The 14,361-nt window shown below is 71.0% G+C and carries 15 protein-coding genes and 4 pseudogenes; 11 read left to right on the plus strand and 8 right to left on the minus strand.

Translation table 11 applies throughout. The annotated features are described in order from the left end of the window. Positions 1-45: 45 nt before the first annotated feature. From QMK30_RS00565 to QMK30_RS00580, 4 genes and pseudogenes are all read left to right on the plus strand, one after another. Positions 46-606 carry a regulator component gene (locus QMK30_RS00565; RefSeq protein WP_283515088.1) on the plus strand — a complete coding sequence of 187 codons (561 nt, stop codon included), beginning with the start codon at positions 46-48 and terminating at the stop codon, positions 604-606. Next, positions 603-1,826, plus strand: a complete 1,224-nt coding sequence (locus QMK30_RS00570; RefSeq protein ID WP_283515089.1) for an MAB_1171c family putative transporter — start codon at positions 603-605, stop codon at positions 1,824-1,826. The genes QMK30_RS00565 and QMK30_RS00570 overlap by 4 nt, the downstream gene beginning before the upstream one ends. Next, positions 1,823-3,004: a cytochrome P450 family protein gene (locus QMK30_RS00575; protein ID WP_283515090.1), complete on the plus strand. Its 1,182-nt coding sequence runs from the start codon at positions 1,823-1,825 to the stop codon at positions 3,002-3,004. The genes QMK30_RS00570 and QMK30_RS00575 overlap by 4 nt, the downstream gene beginning before the upstream one ends. 54 nt (positions 3,005-3,058) lie before the next feature. Then, a pseudogene (locus tag QMK30_RS00580) lies at positions 3,059-3,292 on the plus strand (hypothetical protein); the annotation flags it as partial. Positions 3,293-3,328: 36 nt separating this feature from the next. Here the strand turns inward: QMK30_RS00580 and QMK30_RS00585 are convergent. Both QMK30_RS00585 and QMK30_RS00590 read right to left on the minus strand, forming a co-directional pair. Beyond that, positions 3,329-3,633: pseudogene (locus tag QMK30_RS00585) on the minus strand ((2Fe-2S)-binding protein); the annotation flags it as partial. 113 nt (positions 3,634-3,746) lie between these two features. Next, the gene (locus QMK30_RS00590; RefSeq protein WP_283515091.1) at positions 3,747-5,150 is read right to left on the minus strand and encodes an NADP-dependent succinic semialdehyde dehydrogenase; all 1,404 of its coding nucleotides are present in this window, start codon (positions 5,148-5,150) and stop codon (positions 3,747-3,749) included. Positions 5,151-5,330: 180 nt separating this feature from the next. Here QMK30_RS00590 and QMK30_RS00595 point away from each other — a divergent pair, with 180 nt between their 5' ends. Beyond that, positions 5,331-5,495 (plus strand): hypothetical protein, encoded by a 165-nt coding sequence (locus QMK30_RS00595; protein WP_283515092.1) that lies wholly within the window; start codon positions 5,331-5,333, stop codon positions 5,493-5,495. A 247-nt stretch (positions 5,496-5,742) separates the two neighbouring features. Here QMK30_RS00595 and QMK30_RS00600 read toward each other — a convergent pair whose 3' ends face one another. The 3 genes and pseudogenes from QMK30_RS00600 to QMK30_RS00610 form a co-directional block, all read right to left on the minus strand. After that, on the minus strand, positions 5,743-5,934 hold the full coding sequence (locus tag QMK30_RS00600; protein ID WP_283515093.1) for a DUF6381 family protein: 192 nt from the start codon (positions 5,932-5,934) through the stop codon (positions 5,743-5,745). A gap of 85 nt (positions 5,935-6,019) precedes the next feature. Further along, positions 6,020-6,520 (minus strand): annotated as a pseudogene (locus tag QMK30_RS00605) (LLM class flavin-dependent oxidoreductase); the annotation flags it as partial. Between the two features lie 593 nt (positions 6,521-7,113). Further along, on the minus strand, positions 7,114-7,845 hold the full coding sequence (locus tag QMK30_RS00610; protein WP_283515094.1) for a class I SAM-dependent methyltransferase: 732 nt from the start codon (positions 7,843-7,845) through the stop codon (positions 7,114-7,116). A 119-nt stretch (positions 7,846-7,964) separates the two neighbouring features. Between QMK30_RS00610 and QMK30_RS00615 the strand changes: the two genes are divergently transcribed. Further along, the gene (locus QMK30_RS00615; RefSeq protein ID WP_283515095.1) at positions 7,965-8,354 is read left to right on the plus strand and encodes a hypothetical protein; all 390 of its coding nucleotides are present in this window, start codon (positions 7,965-7,967) and stop codon (positions 8,352-8,354) included. 7 nt (positions 8,355-8,361) lie between these two features. Next, positions 8,362-8,779 (plus strand): annotated as a pseudogene (locus tag QMK30_RS00620) (aldose epimerase family protein); the annotation flags it as partial. 120 nt (positions 8,780-8,899) lie between these two features. Here the strand turns inward: QMK30_RS00620 and QMK30_RS00625 are convergent. The 3 genes from QMK30_RS00625 to QMK30_RS00635 all read right to left on the minus strand — a co-directional run bounded on the left by QMK30_RS00625 (position 8,900) and on the right by QMK30_RS00635 (position 11,069). Next, the gene (locus QMK30_RS00625; protein WP_502963028.1) at positions 8,900-9,322 is read right to left on the minus strand and encodes a substrate-binding domain-containing protein; all 423 of its coding nucleotides are present in this window, start codon (positions 9,320-9,322) and stop codon (positions 8,900-8,902) included. A gap of 353 nt (positions 9,323-9,675) precedes the next feature. Then, positions 9,676-10,746 (minus strand): DUF6528 family protein, encoded by a 1,071-nt coding sequence (locus QMK30_RS00630; protein WP_349362025.1) that lies wholly within the window; start codon positions 10,744-10,746, stop codon positions 9,676-9,678. A 107-nt stretch (positions 10,747-10,853) separates the two neighbouring features. Next, complete coding sequence (locus tag QMK30_RS00635) at positions 10,854-11,069, minus strand: hypothetical protein (RefSeq protein WP_283515097.1); 216 nt, start codon at positions 11,067-11,069, stop codon at positions 10,854-10,856. Between the two features lie 154 nt (positions 11,070-11,223). Here QMK30_RS00635 and QMK30_RS00640 point away from each other — a divergent pair, with 154 nt between their 5' ends. The 4 genes from QMK30_RS00640 to QMK30_RS00655 all read left to right on the plus strand — a co-directional run bounded on the left by QMK30_RS00640 (position 11,224) and on the right by QMK30_RS00655 (position 14,303). After that, complete coding sequence (locus QMK30_RS00640; protein WP_283515098.1) at positions 11,224-12,123, plus strand: hypothetical protein; 900 nt, start codon at positions 11,224-11,226, stop codon at positions 12,121-12,123. A gap of 146 nt (positions 12,124-12,269) precedes the next feature. Then, on the plus strand, positions 12,270-13,262 hold the full coding sequence (gene dhaK, locus QMK30_RS00645; RefSeq protein WP_283515099.1) for a dihydroxyacetone kinase subunit DhaK: 993 nt from the start codon (positions 12,270-12,272) through the stop codon (positions 13,260-13,262). A gap of 28 nt (positions 13,263-13,290) precedes the next feature. Then, entirely contained in the window at positions 13,291-13,896 is a 606-nt protein-coding gene (gene dhaL / locus QMK30_RS00650; protein ID WP_283515100.1) for a dihydroxyacetone kinase subunit DhaL, read from the plus strand. Beyond that, on the plus strand, positions 13,893-14,303 hold the full coding sequence (locus tag QMK30_RS00655; RefSeq protein ID WP_283515101.1) for a PTS-dependent dihydroxyacetone kinase phosphotransferase subunit DhaM: 411 nt from the start codon (positions 13,893-13,895) through the stop codon (positions 14,301-14,303). Before dhaL ends, QMK30_RS00655 begins: the two co-directional genes overlap by 4 nt. The last annotated feature ends 58 nt before the right edge of the window (positions 14,304-14,361 follow it).

Here is a 14,361-nt window from a genome sequence, read left to right on the forward strand (position 1 = left end):
AAGCTCTTCCGGATCATCCCCCAGCCGCACCCGGGTTGCGCCCACATGGGTCCAGACCCGAGCGACGTCAGGACGATCATGGACCTTGAGCGGCTCCGCACGGAGTGCGAGGAGCGCGTGGGAGCATTGCGGCTGCCCCACCGTTTCAACACCCGGCATCTGTGCGATGCCGTGGCGGAGTTGCGCGGCCGTCCGATCATCCTCAGGCCACTGAGCACACTCGGCGCGATCGACGCACCGTGCGGGATCCGTCTGGAGACGCCGGAGGCCGACCTCCTCTTCTATGAGGAGGCGACGTCGTCGCTGCACCAGAATCACATCCTGGCGCACGAGGTGAGTCACATCCTCTGTGACCACCCGGGCAGCCTGGAGCTGGATGCCGAGGCGTTCCACGCAATCGGTTTCAACCCCACTCTGGTCCAGCGCATGTCGGGCCGGACCAGCTACTCCACCGACGACGAGCGCGAGGCCGAGATGATGGCCACCGTCATCCGCCAGCGGATCTACCGCGGGCGTGAACTCCCGCCCAGCCGGCCCGCCAAGGGCGCCGAGAGCTGGGAAGCCCTGTTCGCCAAACCACCCAGGAAGGGCCGCCGCCGCCCATGATCAGCCTGCTCTTCTCCGGAGTGGCCATCGTGCTGCTCCTCGCAGCCGTCTACTGGGTTCGCGGACGGGGCGGCCACCGGCCGACCGGCACGTGGGCCATGGCCGCGCTGCTCGTCTCCTTCGCCCTCGCCTTCGCGTCGTACACACCGCTCCTGGAGAACGCGGCGGAGAGCGTGGTCCCCCACGTGGGCCGGCTGCTCAGCAACTCCTTCACGCTGGCCGCCGCGACCTCGGTGCTGGCCTTCATGCTCCAGCTCAATCTGGAGCCAGAAGTCGCCCGGCGGAGCATCCGGCTGCGGGTGCTCTTCCTCGGTATCGCCGTCACCGGGATGACCGCGCTGTTCGCCGCCGAGGAGATGAACGACCGCTCGCCGAGGATCTACGCGCTCTACGTCCTGATCTACATCTCGTATCTGGGCATCACCGCGAAGGACTTCCTCGTACAGACCTGGAAGCAGTCCAAGCGCTCCCGGCGCACGAGCCAGCGCGTCGGGCTGCGCATGACGGCCGTCGGCTGCCTGTTCGCGCTGCTGTACTCGGCGTACAAGGTGTTCGTCATGATCTCGCTGGGGCTCGGGCTCGGCCTCGTCGCGGACCATTCCCGGTGCTCGTCGCCCCTCGTCCCCGTGCGCTGCCTGTTCAGTGTGACCTCGCCGGCCCTGGCCGTGCTTCTCATCACCCTCGGCCTCACACTCCCCGCTGTGGCCTGGCCGTTCAGCCAGTTCCTGCGGCGGCGGTGGGAGTCGCGGTCCTTCGCGGCGCTCGGACCGCTCTGGAAGGAGGTCACCGGCGTGACCCCCGAAGTCGTCCTCGACCCCGCCGACTCCCACGAGGACGATCACGCGGACGACTCGGACTTCGTCCTGCACCGCCGGGTCATCGAGATCAACGACGGCGGGCTCGCCCTGCGCCCCCACCGCTCCGTGGCAGTCCAGGAGAGCGCGGTGCGGGCCGTCGCCTCGCTCGGTCTCGCGGACACCGCACAGGGCGACGCGATCGTGGAGGCGGCCGTCCTGTCGGCCGCCGTCCGCGCGAAGGCAGCGGGCGACGAACTGCCCGGCGAGGCCGCCCCGCAGGCTCCCGGCACCGAGTCCCGCGAGGGCAACCTCCGGGCCGAGACCGAGTGGCTGCTGCTCGTCGCCCACGCGTACGCGCACGGCGACATCGTGCGTGACGCCGACGGCGCACCGGCCTCCGCGGAAGCGGGGTCGCGGGCATGAGCGACCCTTTGCAGGACCCGCGGTTCTTCGCCGATCCGTACCCGATGTACGCGAAGCTGCGCGGCGCGGCCCCGGTACAGAGGGTCCCCACCGGCTCCGGGGGGCGGTACAGCTATCTGGTCACCGGCCACGCGGAGGCCCGCGAGGCCTTCGCCGACCCCCGGCTTTCGAAGAACACCGCACGATTCTTCGCCGGTCAGCCGTCGCGGCGCGACATCCATCCGGCCGTCTCCCAGAGCATGCTGGCCACCGACCCGCCGGAACACGCTCGGCTGCGGGGCCTTGTGACGAAGGCGTTTACCACGGGGGCCGTCGCGCGGCTGCGCCCGTACATCACCGGCCTCGTCGACACGATGCTCGACGACTGGCCGCGGAACGGGAGGCCAGTCGATCTCGTGGCGAGCCTCGCGGTGCCGCTGCCGGTGACTGTCATCTGCCAGTTGCTCGGAGTCCCGGAGGCGGACCGGGGGCGCGTGCGCGAGTGGTCGAGCGAACTCTTCGCCGCGGGGGAACCGCAGCGGGCCGACGCGGCCTCGCACGCCATCGCCGACTGTATGACCGATCTGATCGCGGCCAAGCGTGGCAGGCCCGGGGACGGCCTGATCGACGACCTCATCGCCGTGCGGGACGGCGACGACCGGCTGTCCGAGGCGGAGCTCGTCTCGCTCGCCGTGCTCCTCCTGGTGGCCGGTCACGAGACCACCACCAACCTCATCGGCAACGCGGCGCTGGCCCTGGTGCAGCACCCGGACTCGCTCAAGCAGCTGAGCGAGGACCCTGAATTGCTCGGCGGCGCCATCGACGAGTTGCTGCGCTTCGACTCCCCCGTGGGCATCGCCACGTTCCGCTACAGCACCGAGGCACTCACACTCGGCGGCACCGAGATCCCTGCTGGCGTCCCGGTGCTCATCGCGCCCGGTGCGGCCAACCGCGACCCCGCCCGCTTCACCGAGCCCGACCGGCTCGACCTGGACCGGGACAGCAAGGCGCATCTCGCCTTCGGCCACGGCATCCACCGCTGCGTGGGCGCGCCCCTGGCGCGTGCCGAGGCCGAGATCGCGCTCCGGGCGCTCATCACGCGTTTCCCGGAGGCCCGCCCGGCGGTCCCCGCCGAGGAACTCCGTTGGCGTCACACCCGGTTGATGCGGGGCCTGGAGTCCCTGCCACTGCTGGTGTGACGACGGCCGCCCGCGCGTGCGTTGTCGACTTGGTCGTATCCCCGTCTGGCGGGCATGATCATCGGGTTGTTCTCGCAGCCGGAAGGGCCGTTCGTGGACACCCTCTCCTACAAGGGTTTCCGCTACCCGCCGGAGATCATCAGCCACTGCGTGTGGCTGTACCACCGCTTCGCGCTCAGTTTCCGTCAGGTGCGGGAGTTGATGCTGGAGCGCGGCCTCGTCCTGTCGTACGAGACGGTCCGTCAGCGGACCCAGAAGTTCGGTCCCCACTACCCGGCCACCCTGCGCTTCACCACCTGGAAACACATCATCACCGGCGCCGGCCTGCCCGGGGGCGCGGTAGCCGCACTGCAGGGCGTCGCGCGCGAGGAACGCCGCCTGGAGCGGATGCAGTTGTTTCGCCGTCGGCCAGGCCCTCGACGGTGGTGACCGTGGCGCCGTCGTGCGCGACGGCCAGCAGCAGGCAGCTGTTCTGGCGCCGCCCGTCGACGATGGCCGTGCAGGCGCCGCACTGGCCGTGGTCGCAGCCCTATCTTGGCGCCGGTGAGGTCCAGGTGCCCCCGGAGCGCGTCGAGGACGGTCGCGCGGTGATCGAGGTCGATGGTGTGTGCGGTGCCGTTGACATCCAGGGTGACCGGGGGACCGGGTCGTGTCCTCGGTCACCCTCTACGGGCTGGTGTGCTGCACGGTTGTCGCGCCTCTCCGGTGGGGGTGCCGTGGATGCCGTCCGATTGCGGGGGCGTCACCCGCCCGGTTCGGCGGCGTGCCACACGGTGGTGATGTTGCAGAACTCGCGGATGCCGTGGCCCGCGAGTTCACGCCCGTAGCCGGACCGTTTGACACCGCCGAAGGGCAGCGCCGGGTGGGAGGCCGTCATGCCGTTGAAGAAAACACCGCCCGCCTCGATGTCGCGTACGAACCGCTGGACGTCCTCGTCGCTGCGGGTCCACACGTTCGAGCTGAGCCCGAAGGGGGTGTCGTTGGCCAGCGCCACGGCCTCGTCCAGGTCCGCGACCCGGTAGACGGTCGCGACCGGGCCGAACGCCTCTTCGTGATGGATGCGCATGTCGGAGGTGACTCCGGCCAGGACCGTCGGGGTGTAGTACCAGCCGGCGTCCAGGCCCTTGGGCCGTCCGCCGCCGCACAGGGCCCGCGCGCCCCGGTGCACGGCGTCGTCGACGAGCTCCTCCAGGTCGGCCCGGCCCTGTTCGCTGGCCAGTGGGCCGACGTCGGTGGACTCCTCCATGGGGTCGCCCACCGCGAGGGCGGCCATACCGGCGGTGAAGCGCTCGACGAAGGCGTCGTAGACGTCCGTGTGGACGATGAAGCGCTTGGCCGCGATGCACGACTGCCCGTTGTTCTGCACCCGGGCCGTGACCGCGGTCTTCGCGGCCCGCTCGACGTCCGCGGACGCCATCACCACGTACGGGTCGCTGCCGCCCAGCTCCAAGACGGTCTTCTTGACCTCGTCGCCCGCGATGGACGCGACCGAGCGGCCTGCCGGTTCGCTGCCGGTGAGTGTCACGGCGGCGACCCTGCGGTCGCGCAGGATGCCTTCGATCGCGTCGGAGCCGACGAGGAGTGTCTGGAAGCAGCCCTCGGGGAAGCCGGCCCGCTTGAAGAGGTCCGCCAGGTAGAGGGCGGTCTGCGGCACGTTCGACGCGTGCTTGAGCAGGCCGACGTTGCCTGCCATGAGGGCGGGCGCGGCGAAGCGTACGACCTGCCAGAGCGGGAAGTTCCACGGCATCACGGCCAGGACCACGCCGATGGGGCGGTAGTGGACGCTCGCCCTGGAGGCACCGGCGTCCTTGGCCTCGTCGTCCGACGGGTACTCGTCGGCCAGCAGCTCCGCGGCGTTCGCGGCGTACCAGCGCATCGCCTTCGCGCACTTCGCCGCCTCCGCGCGGGCGGCCGCCACGGGCTTGCCCATTTCGGTGGTCATGGTGCGGGCGATGTCCTGCTGATCCTGCTCGAGCAGGTCGGCGGCGCGGCCGAGCAGCCGGGCCCGTTCGGCGAAATCGGTGGTGCGGTACTGCTGGAAGGTCGCAGCGGCGACCGCGAGGCGGCGCTCGATCTCCTCGGCCCCCAGCGCTTCGAACGTTTTGAGTGTCTCGCCGTTCGCGGGATTCACTGTGGCGATGGGCATGGGGGTGTCCTCCTAGAGCTCGCTCCCTCGACCCTGCCGCGCCCCGGGCCGCCCCGCAACGCGGACGCGTCGCGTACCCGGGAACGGCCCCGGTACCCGCCGGACCCGCCGACACGTGCCGCCGAGATGTACTCCCGCTGCCGTAGGCGCCGGGGTGGTGCGTCTCATAGCGTGAGAGCCGTGAAGCGCGTGACAGCTCTTGACCGCCTGCCCGGACGCCTCTCGGAGCGTCTGCGGGCGCTGCCTCCGCGGGCCAAGGATCTGCTGGTGGTGGCGGTGGTCGGCCTGTTCACCGCATCCGACGCCGCGGTGAACGAACCGGCTACCGGCAGGCAGACCCGCTGACCTGGCTGCTGCTCGCGCTGGTGTGGCGGCGAGCCGTCCGGTGCCGGTGGCGCTGGTGGCCGAGTTCTGGGCGGCGGCCGCGATGACCGGAACTCCGCCGATCGAGCCTGCCGTGACAGGAACTCCGCCGATCGACCCTCTCGACGACGATCCGGAGCACCGGGTCGTCACCTTCCTGCGGCGCGGCCGAATGCCTCCCGGTCCGCTCGGCGGACGGGAGGCATTCGGCCGTGAACAGCCGGGTGTGTCACTCGGGGAAGTACTGGTCCTGCCCACCCGTCGAGCCTTCCTGCATGCTCTGATCCTGCAACCGCCGGGCCTTTTCCTGAAGCCTCTGACGGTCCTGCGGGTCGCTGGCACGCTCTGCGGCGTCACTCAGCTGCTTCGCCTTCTCGCGCATCTGCTGCGCTCGGCCACGGGGTTCGTCTGCGACGCTCATGGTCACTCCTCTGACGCTGGGGAGAGTGGGCCCCACCAGCGAACCAGGGCTCAGCCGTCCCTGCACGTCGAACGACTACGGTCCGTCACCGGGCACCCGGCGTGTCGAACAGACGGTTCGCGGGGCGCGGCAGAGCGTAGTGCTCGCGCAGGGTGGCCCCGGTGTACTCGGTTCGGAACAGGCCGCGCCCCTGGAGGATCGGAACGACCCGGTCCACGAAGACGTCCAGGCCCGAGGGGAGCACGGCGGGCATGATGTTGAAGCCATCCGCGGCCCCGCTGTCGTACCAGAACTCGATCGTGTCGGCCACCTGCTCCGCCGTACCGGCGAAGGTCCGGTGGCCGCGCCCACCGCCGAGCCTGCCGATGAGCTGTCGTACGGTCAGCCGCTCGCGTCTGGCCAGCTCGACGATCAGGGTGTAGCGGCTCTTCGCCCCCTGGATCTCGTCCCCGATGGGAATGTCCAGAGGCAGTTCCTCGTCGAGACGCAGAGCCTCGGGCTCGATCTTCAGCTGCTTGGCCAGCTGCCGTCTGGCGTACTCCGGGACGAAGAGACGCTCCAGCTCGGCGTCCTGTTCCAGCGCCTGCGGGCGACCGGGCCGTGATCGAGGATCGCGCCGAGTACGACCCCGGTGGCCGAGGTGCGGAGGGCCGCCGGCGCGGTGGCCGGTATGTCCGAGCTGCGTGCGGGGCGGATGCGGCGGGCGGGATCGGCGTGGCGGACGGGCGCAGGAAGACTCTTCACAGGCGTCTTCCAGATCCTCGGGTGTCGGCGGGCTGTGATATGTGCTCCTCGGCGGTGCGTCACGGCAGAATCGGCGCCGGCGCGGGCCCACGTCAGCCGGGAACGCCGGACGGGGGTCGCTGCGCATCGGTCAGGAGGCGGTCGCCGGCCGGGGGAACACCCGGGTGGCGTGCGCGCTCGGGCGCCGAATTCTCAGGCCCGGCAACACGCGGCGAAGCACACACGCTTGAGGTCGGCATGACCTCGAGCCGTCAGGTGTGCGGATCGCCGCATGGCGCGCAACGTAGCTGGAGCGCCGGAACCCGGTCAAACGCTTGCCCGCATCATGGTCAGTCTGCCCGCATCGTGAACAGCCGAACGCGCGCCGGGTGTTGCGCGGGCATTGCGGCCGTAGGGCGGGAATGTGGCGGCGGAAAGGTGACGGCGGGGCGGCGGTCAGCTCCGCCGGGCCACCACCAGTCGGCAGTTGGGGCTGCCGTCGGGGCGACGGCCGAATTCCTCCAGGGGCAGCAGCTCCACCGTGAAACCGGCCCGGAGGAGGTCCTCCCGTACGCCCCGAAGCGGGAAGGTCCGGTAGTACATGACGAACTTCGGCCGCCACAGCAGGTTGCGCACCCGCATCACGGCGTCGAAGCCGAGCAGCGTCCAGTACAGCGGGGTGTCCAGGGGCGGGGGCGCGCCGATGGGGAAGGCGAACATGCCGCCGGGCCGCAGCGCCCGGTGCACCTCGGCGAACAGCCCCGGACGCTCGGCGGGCAGGAAGTGCCCGAATGCCCCGAAACTCACCGCGAGGTCGAAGGCCCCGGAGAACGGCAGGGCGCGGGCGTCGGCCCGCACCCACTCCACCGCGGGCCGGTCCGATCCCTCGTCGCCCGGCGTCTCGCGTGCGGTGGCCAGCATCCCGGCACTGAAGTCGACCCCGGTGACTCGCTCCCGGCACAGCGGGGTCAGCGCCCGGACGCCGGCGCCGGTCCCGCAGCAGACGTCGAGGCCCGCGTCGAAGGGCCCGAGCGGGCCGAGGGTGCGCGCGACCTCGCCCAGGAAGCGGTCCGGGGTTCGGAAGGGGGTGTGGTCGAACTTCGGGGCCAGCAGGTCGTAGCCGCGCTCGATGGAGGAGAGGGCCTGGACGGTCAGTTCGCGGAAGGTGGGTCCCTGGGAGGTGAACACCGGGCCCAGCGTAATCGCCGGTCCGCGCCGCCGGTGAGTCGATACATGATATTTCATTACTATTTGCCTAGGCTGGCAGTCTCATCGAGGCGAGAAAACCCAGAGCTGGAGTTGAGGAAGTGTCCATCAACCGCTTCAAGTACGTGTCGGTCGTCGGCCTGACCGCCGCCGCCCTGCTGGTGGGCCCGGTCGCGGGCGCCACCGCCACCCCGCAGTTGGCCACGACCACGGCCGTGCGGCCCACACTGACGGCGAAGGTCACCGCGAACCACGTGCGGGCCTGGCAGCAGTTCCGTATCTACGGCGCGAGCAAGCACCTGAAGACGGGAACCCGGGTAACTCTGCAGCAGAAGCAGGGCAAGCGTTGGGTGGCGCTGCCCGTGTCGATGCGTACCAACAACAAGGCCGCCTACAACCTGCGGGTCAAGCTCGGCCTCAAGGGCCGCAACTCACTGCGGATGGTCGGTGGCAGCGCGGTCTCACCGATCGTCTTCGTAACCGTGCGCTGAAAGGCGTACCGGGGAACCCGCCAAGGTGGTGGCACGCCCTGCACTTCCGGCGCTCAAGGAGCATCGGAGACGACATCCGCGCGGCGCACAAGCAGTTGGTGACGGCCAAGGGGTACGACTACAACTGGGCTCTGGACAAGGGCGTCACGGACCGTCCCGAACCGTTCGCGCAGCTGCGCGACGCGGGCTCGGGACGGACCATGAGGATCGCCACCACCGAGCCCGGCGTGTATCTCTGCTCGGGCAACTTCCTGGACGGGACCCTCACCGGCTCGTCGGGGCGGGCCTACCGACAGGGCGACGGTATGTGTCTGGAGACCCAGCACTTCCCGGACTCACCGAACCAACCGCCCTTCCCCTCCACGGTGCTGCGCCCCGGTGACACCTACCGCTCGGCCACCGTGCACAGTTTCTCCGCCCGCTGATGCCGACAGCAGGTCTGTCGACAGTCGGTGTCCGGCGGCACGGGCGCCGCGTCGGTGTCCGTGCCGCCGGGCCGGCCGACCACGTAGCCGATCGGCCCGGTGCGTCCTGGCTGAGCCGGTTCAGGCGCCCAGCGGCGTCGAGGCTGTCACAGCGCTCCGCCCGGTGCTCTCCCGAAGGGTCAACTCCGGTGCCAGCACCACAACTTCGCCCATGCCGCGCCTCTCGATCCTGGCGACCACCTGCTCGACCGCGTGGCGCCCCATTTCCTGGGCCGGGACCGCGACCGAGGTGAGCGGCACCGAGGCGTTGGCAGCGACCTGGTCGGGACAGATGGCGACCACCGAAACGTCCTCGGGCACCGCCAGGCGCCGTTGGCGCAGCAGCGCCAGCAGCGGGTCGGTGGCGGCTTCGTTCTGCACACAGCCGGCCGGCGAGAGCGCCAGGGTGCGAACCGCGCCGCGTACGACACCAGCACCCGGGCGCTGTACGTCACGTACGCCAACACCGCCGGACCCAACAGCCAGACCGACGGTTCCGTCCACAAGCTCGACACCCACCGGCCGGTGGACCGCCATCACCCCCGAACCGGCCAGTGGCGCCTTCGCCTACGGCGGCGTGGCAGTCGACCCGAAGAAGCCCGGCACTGTGTCGCCGGGTGGAACTGCAGCGGTACGGAGTGCGAGTGCTCCGGTCGTGACCGGCTCGCCCCCCAGGAATCCCCACGCACCCCACTGCGAATCACCAGGGAGGGAACACCCATGGCACGCCGTACTCTCGCATGCACCCTCGCCGCACCCGCTCTCGCCCTGGTGGGCCTGATCGGCCTCGCGTAGGCCCCCGCCCAGGCCGCCGTCTGGAACACCTGCGACCAATGGGGCAACACCAGCCTGAACGGCTACGGGGCACCGGCCGGAGCGGGAGCCGGCACGTCCGCCAGGTCCCACCAGCGGGCCTTGTAGAGGCTCGACCCGGCGAATTCCGCCGTGGCGTGCGGGCTGTGGAACTGGATGCGCGAGGTGCACCAAGTACAGGGCGACGCAGGGTCGGGGCTTACGGTGAGGATTCTCCCGGTCAGCCGGTTCTGGCTGACGCTCTTGATCGACAGCCGGTCGAGACGCAACCACCATGAGCCCGGGGTGAACTCGGAGCGGCGTACGGAGAACTGGTGCACCCGGGTGCGGGTCGACAGCCACATCCTCCCCGGCGCGCCGGGCACCGGGGAGAGGTCGTGGCCCCCGGGCTCCGGCAGTGGGAGCGTCCTCACCGGCGTGAGCCGGGGGTGGCGCGCCGAACCCTCCACGGCGAGTGCCATCAGCACCCGGGTGCCCAGCGCCCACAGCAGCCCACCGTTGGCGTCCCAGTGCAGTCCGTGGGCGCCGGGAAGCGGGACCTCACTGTGCGTGTCGGCGCGCGGGCCCTGGGAGGCGGCGTACACGCGCACGAATCCGGCTGTGCTCGCGGCCAGGGCGATGTTTCCGTCGGGCAGCAGTTCCATGCTGTGCAGATTGGCCAGGGGCAGTGAGACGGCCCAGGCCACCCGGCCCGTTTCCACCCGCAGGACGGCCGCGAGTCCCTCCGACGCGCAGGTGAGAATCAGCGAAGCGCCTCCCGCGGAGACGGTTTTGGCCTCGCTGACGTTGCGCCAGAACCGCTGCGGGTCCAGGTCGGCCACCTGCGGGTCGGTCTCGGCGCTCCACGCCCACAGGGGTGACAGGTCGGCTGGGCGCGCCCAGCCACGGGCACTGCGGTTCGTGGCTGCCTCGTCCAGGAGGAGTACGGACCGGGATGCCTGGTCGCATGCCAGGATCAGCCGCCCCGGCCACGGCCGCGCGGCGCCCTGCGCCCGGCCGGCGGATGCCGTTGCGGCCGATGCCCCCAGCGCCGCCGCACCGGCGCGCAGCATGGCCCGACGGGGCAGGAGGGGATGCGGGAGACTTCGGCCGGTAGCACCAAGTTCGGCGAGCATCCGGCCACCTTGGCAGACGCCGGCCGTCCCCCGGCGGAGAAACACCCCCGGCGGAGCCGCGGGCCCGGCCGCCCCCTGCTCGACGGGCACGGTCCGGAGGACGCCGGTCACCCCTTTGATTTCAACCCGTTGAGCAGCGCGCGCAACACCGCGAGCCGGTGCGCGCGCAGTCGGTCGGCGGACTGCGACCCGGCCGACGGGCCGAGCGCCTTGCGGGCCGCATGGGCGGTGAGCACTCCAAGGATCAGCCGGACCAGAGCTCTACTGACGGCGACGGAGGCGAGCAGCCACGCGGCAGCGCCCATGGTGAGGGTGAGCATCATCGGTCACGCACCTTCGGAAGTCGGGAGGCCCCCGGTTTAGCGTGGCCCCGTGCGGTTCCGCTGCCCCGCAGTCGCGCGGTACCCGCCCGCCCGGTACGACTTCCACGCAGCTGCGCCCCTGTCGGCCGGGCGGGCGCCGGGGAAGTATGCGGGCATGGCCAACGTGAACAAACCGCGGACCCCCAAGGGCAAGTCCTGGAAGCGGGAGCTGCCCTTCCCCTACGACCAGGACCTCTCCGAGGTGCTGCGCCATCTCAACCGCCGTACGCGCACCTTCCGCACCCGGCTCTCGAACGATCCGGTGACGGCGTCGTACCTCGCTGCCGGGATGCGGCTGCTCGGACGCCACCTGGGGCCGGGCACCCCGCAGCGCGCCCACGGCGAGCGCCCGTTCCTCAGTTTCCTCTCGCAGCGCGCCGTCGCCGCGGAGGTCACCGGCAATCCCCGCCCGTTCACCCGGCACGGCAGCGTGGCGTCGCTGCGGGACCGCTGGAGCGCGCAGTCGGACTTCGTCGCCGACCTGATCCACTTCGCCGTGTGGCGGGACAACTACCGACCCGGCCATCGGGAGCAGCGGGCCGTCAACACGAAGAAGCTGGTGAGCGGGCAGGACTTCGTGGGCGCGGTGCACGAGACCGCCTTCCAGCACACCACCGAGGGCGTCGACATGCCGTCCGTCCGGCTCGGTCTCGCCCTGATGACGACGGCCGACGGGGACGAGGAGGTGACCACGGCGATCTCCGCGATGTACGAGGACTACCTCGGGTCGTGGAAGGAGCTGTACGCCGCTGTCATGCGTGAGCGCGGCCTGCGGCTGCGTCCGGGCCTCAGCCTCGACGACCTGGCGAACGCGCTGTCGGTGGCCACCGACGGGACGATCCTGCGGGCCATCGGCGACCCCGGAGCCGGTGTGGTCGACCACGACAACCGCCGTTCCCTGATGGGAACGGTCGCGCTCGCGGTGATCCACGCGTTCCTCGAACCGGACGAGGACGCGAGCGGTCTCACCCTGGAGGAGGCGGTCGCGGAGAGATTCGACGGACGGTCGTACTGAGACGCCCCCATGACGCCGGCCTCATTGAGCGACACGCGCCTATTGAGCGACACGCGTCGCGGCCCGCAGACTGCTACGCGCGCCGAGGGCAACGCGTCGGCCATCATCAGTCTGATGCTCGCAGTCCGTCTCACCAGGAGGTACCCATGAGGATGCTCATCAACGTGCCGGAGAGCGTCGTCGACGACGCTCTGCGCGGCATGGCCGCCGCCCACCCCGCGCTCAAGGTCGACGTGGCGAAACGGGTGATCGTACGGCGGGACGCGCCCGTCAACGGAAACGTCGGCCTCGTCTCCGGCGGTGGCAGTGGGCACGAGCCGCTGCACGGCGGGTTCGTCGGGCCCGGCATGCTGTCCGCCGCCTGTCCCGGTGAGGTGTTCACCTCGCCCGTGCCCGACCAGATGGTCCGGGCCGCCGCCGCGGTCGACAGTGGCAAGGGGGTGCTGTTCGTCGTGAAGAACTACACGGGCGACGTACTCAACTTCGAGATGGCCGCCGAGCTCGCCGAGGACGAGGGCATCCAGGTCGCCAGGGTGCTCGTCAATGACGACGTGGCGGTGACCGACAGCCTGTTCACAGCGGGCCGGCGCGGCACGGGTGCGACGCTCTTCGTCGAGAAGCTGGCGGGCGCCGCGGCCGAGGAGGGTGCCTCGCTGGTGCGGGTGGAGTCCGTCGCGCGGCAGGTGAACGAATCGTCGCGCAGTTTCGGGGTGGCCCTCAGCGCCGTCACCACGCCCGCGAAAGGCTCGCCGACCTTCGATCTGCCGCCGGGCGAATTGGAGTTGGGCATCGGTATCCACGGGGAGCCGGGGCGCGAGCGGCGGGCGATGATGACGTCGCGTGAGATCGCCGACTTCGCGGTCGACGCCGTCCTGGAGGACCTGCGGCCCACCGGGCCCGTGATCGCGCTCGTCAACGGAATGGGCGCCACGCCGCTGCTGGAGCTGTACGGCTTCAATGCGGAGGTGCAGCGCGTGCTGTCCGAGCGGGGTGTCTCCGTGGCCCGTACGCTCGTCGGAAACTACGTCACCTCGCTCGACATGGCGGGCTGCTCGGTGACGCTGTGCCAGATCGACGAGGAACTGCTGCGCCTGTGGGACGCGCCGGTCGAGACCGCCGCGCTCCGCTGGGGCCGCTGAGCCGTACGGACCGTACCAAGGAGACTCTGTGCTCGACGCCCAATTCTTCCGCGTTTGGATGACAGCCATGGCGGCCGCCGTGGAACGTGAGGCCGCGCGCCTCACCGATCTCGACTCGGCCATCGGTGACGCCGACCACGGCAGCAATCTCCAGCGGGGCTTCCGTGCCGTGGCCGCCGCGCTGGAGAAGGAGCCGCCGCTCACGCCCGGCGCCGTACTCGCCCTGTCGGGGCGGCAGTTGATCTCGACCGTGGGCGGGGCCTCCGGGCCGTTGTACGGCACGCTGCTGCGGCGCACGGGCAAGGCGCTCGGCGAAGCGGAGCAGGTCACGCCGCAGGAGCTGGCGCAGGCGCTGCGCGCGGGCGTGGACGCCGTGGCGCAGCTGGGCGGGGCCAAGCCCGGGGACAAGACGATGCTCGACGCGCTGGTCCCGGCCGCCGACGCGCTCGGTGAGTCCTTCGAGGCCGCGCGCGCCGCGGCGGACGAGGGTGCGCTCGCGACCGTACCGCTCCAGGCGCGCAAGGGTCGGGCGAGCTATCTCGGTGAGCGGAGCATCGGGCATCAGGACCCCGGGGCGACGTCGGCGGCCCTGCTGATCGACACCCTTGCCGATGTGGCCGGGGACGCCGCGTGAGCGGGGACAAGCTGGTCGGGATCGTGCTCGTCTCGCACAGCGCGTCGGTCGCGACCTCGGTCGCCGAGTTGGCGAAGGGGCTGGCGGGCGGCGGGACGCTCGCGCCGGTGGCTGCCGCGGGTGGTACGCCGGACGGTGGTCTCGGCACCAGCTCGGAGCTGATCGCCGAGGCGGCCAGGTCGGTGGACGGCGGCGCGGGGGTCGCGGTGCTCGTCGATCTGGGCAGCGCGGTGCTCACGGTGAAGGCGCTGCTGGCCGAGGGCGACGAACTGCCGGACGGGACCAGGCTGGTGGACGCGCCGTTCGTGGAGGGCGCGGTGGCGGCGGTGGTCACGGCGTCGGCCGGAGCGGATCTGAACGCGGTGGAGGCGGCGGCCAAGGAGGCGTACGAGTACCGCAAGGTGTGACCTTTCACCGCCTTGAAAGGCGTGACCGTTCACCGCTTTGGTACGCAAGTGGCCCCGC

It is taken from the genome of Streptomyces sp. H27-C3 (assembly GCF_030063415.1).
Taxonomy (GTDB): Bacteria; Actinomycetota; Actinomycetes; order Streptomycetales; family Streptomycetaceae; genus Streptomyces.

Excerpts from the sequence above, each read along its gene's own strand:
- QMK30_RS00640 (WP_283515098.1), top strand. The coding sequence starts at position 11,224 with ATGGCCAACGTGAACAAACCGCGGACCCCCAAGGGCAAGTCCTGGAAG.
- QMK30_RS00635 (WP_283515097.1), bottom strand. The coding sequence starts at position 11,069 with ATGATGCTCACCCTCACCATGGGCGCTGCCGCGTGGCTGCTCGCCTCC.
- QMK30_RS00630 (WP_349362025.1), bottom strand. The coding sequence starts at position 10,746 with ATGCTCGCCGAACTTGGTGCTACCGGCCGAAGTCTCCCGCATCCCCTC.
- QMK30_RS00600 (WP_283515093.1), bottom strand. The coding sequence starts at position 5,934 with ATGAGCGTCGCAGACGAACCCCGTGGCCGAGCGCAGCAGATGCGCGAG.
- QMK30_RS00575 (WP_283515090.1), top strand. The coding sequence starts at position 1,823 with ATGAGCGACCCTTTGCAGGACCCGCGGTTCTTCGCCGATCCGTACCCG.
- QMK30_RS00565 (WP_283515088.1), top strand. The coding sequence starts at position 46 with ATGGGTCCAGACCCGAGCGACGTCAGGACGATCATGGACCTTGAGCGG.
- QMK30_RS00570 (WP_283515089.1), top strand. The coding sequence starts at position 603 with ATGATCAGCCTGCTCTTCTCCGGAGTGGCCATCGTGCTGCTCCTCGCA.
- QMK30_RS00590 (WP_283515091.1), bottom strand. The coding sequence starts at position 5,150 with ATGCCCATCGCCACAGTGAATCCCGCGAACGGCGAGACACTCAAAACG.
- dhaK (WP_283515099.1), top strand. The coding sequence starts at position 12,270 with ATGAGGATGCTCATCAACGTGCCGGAGAGCGTCGTCGACGACGCTCTG.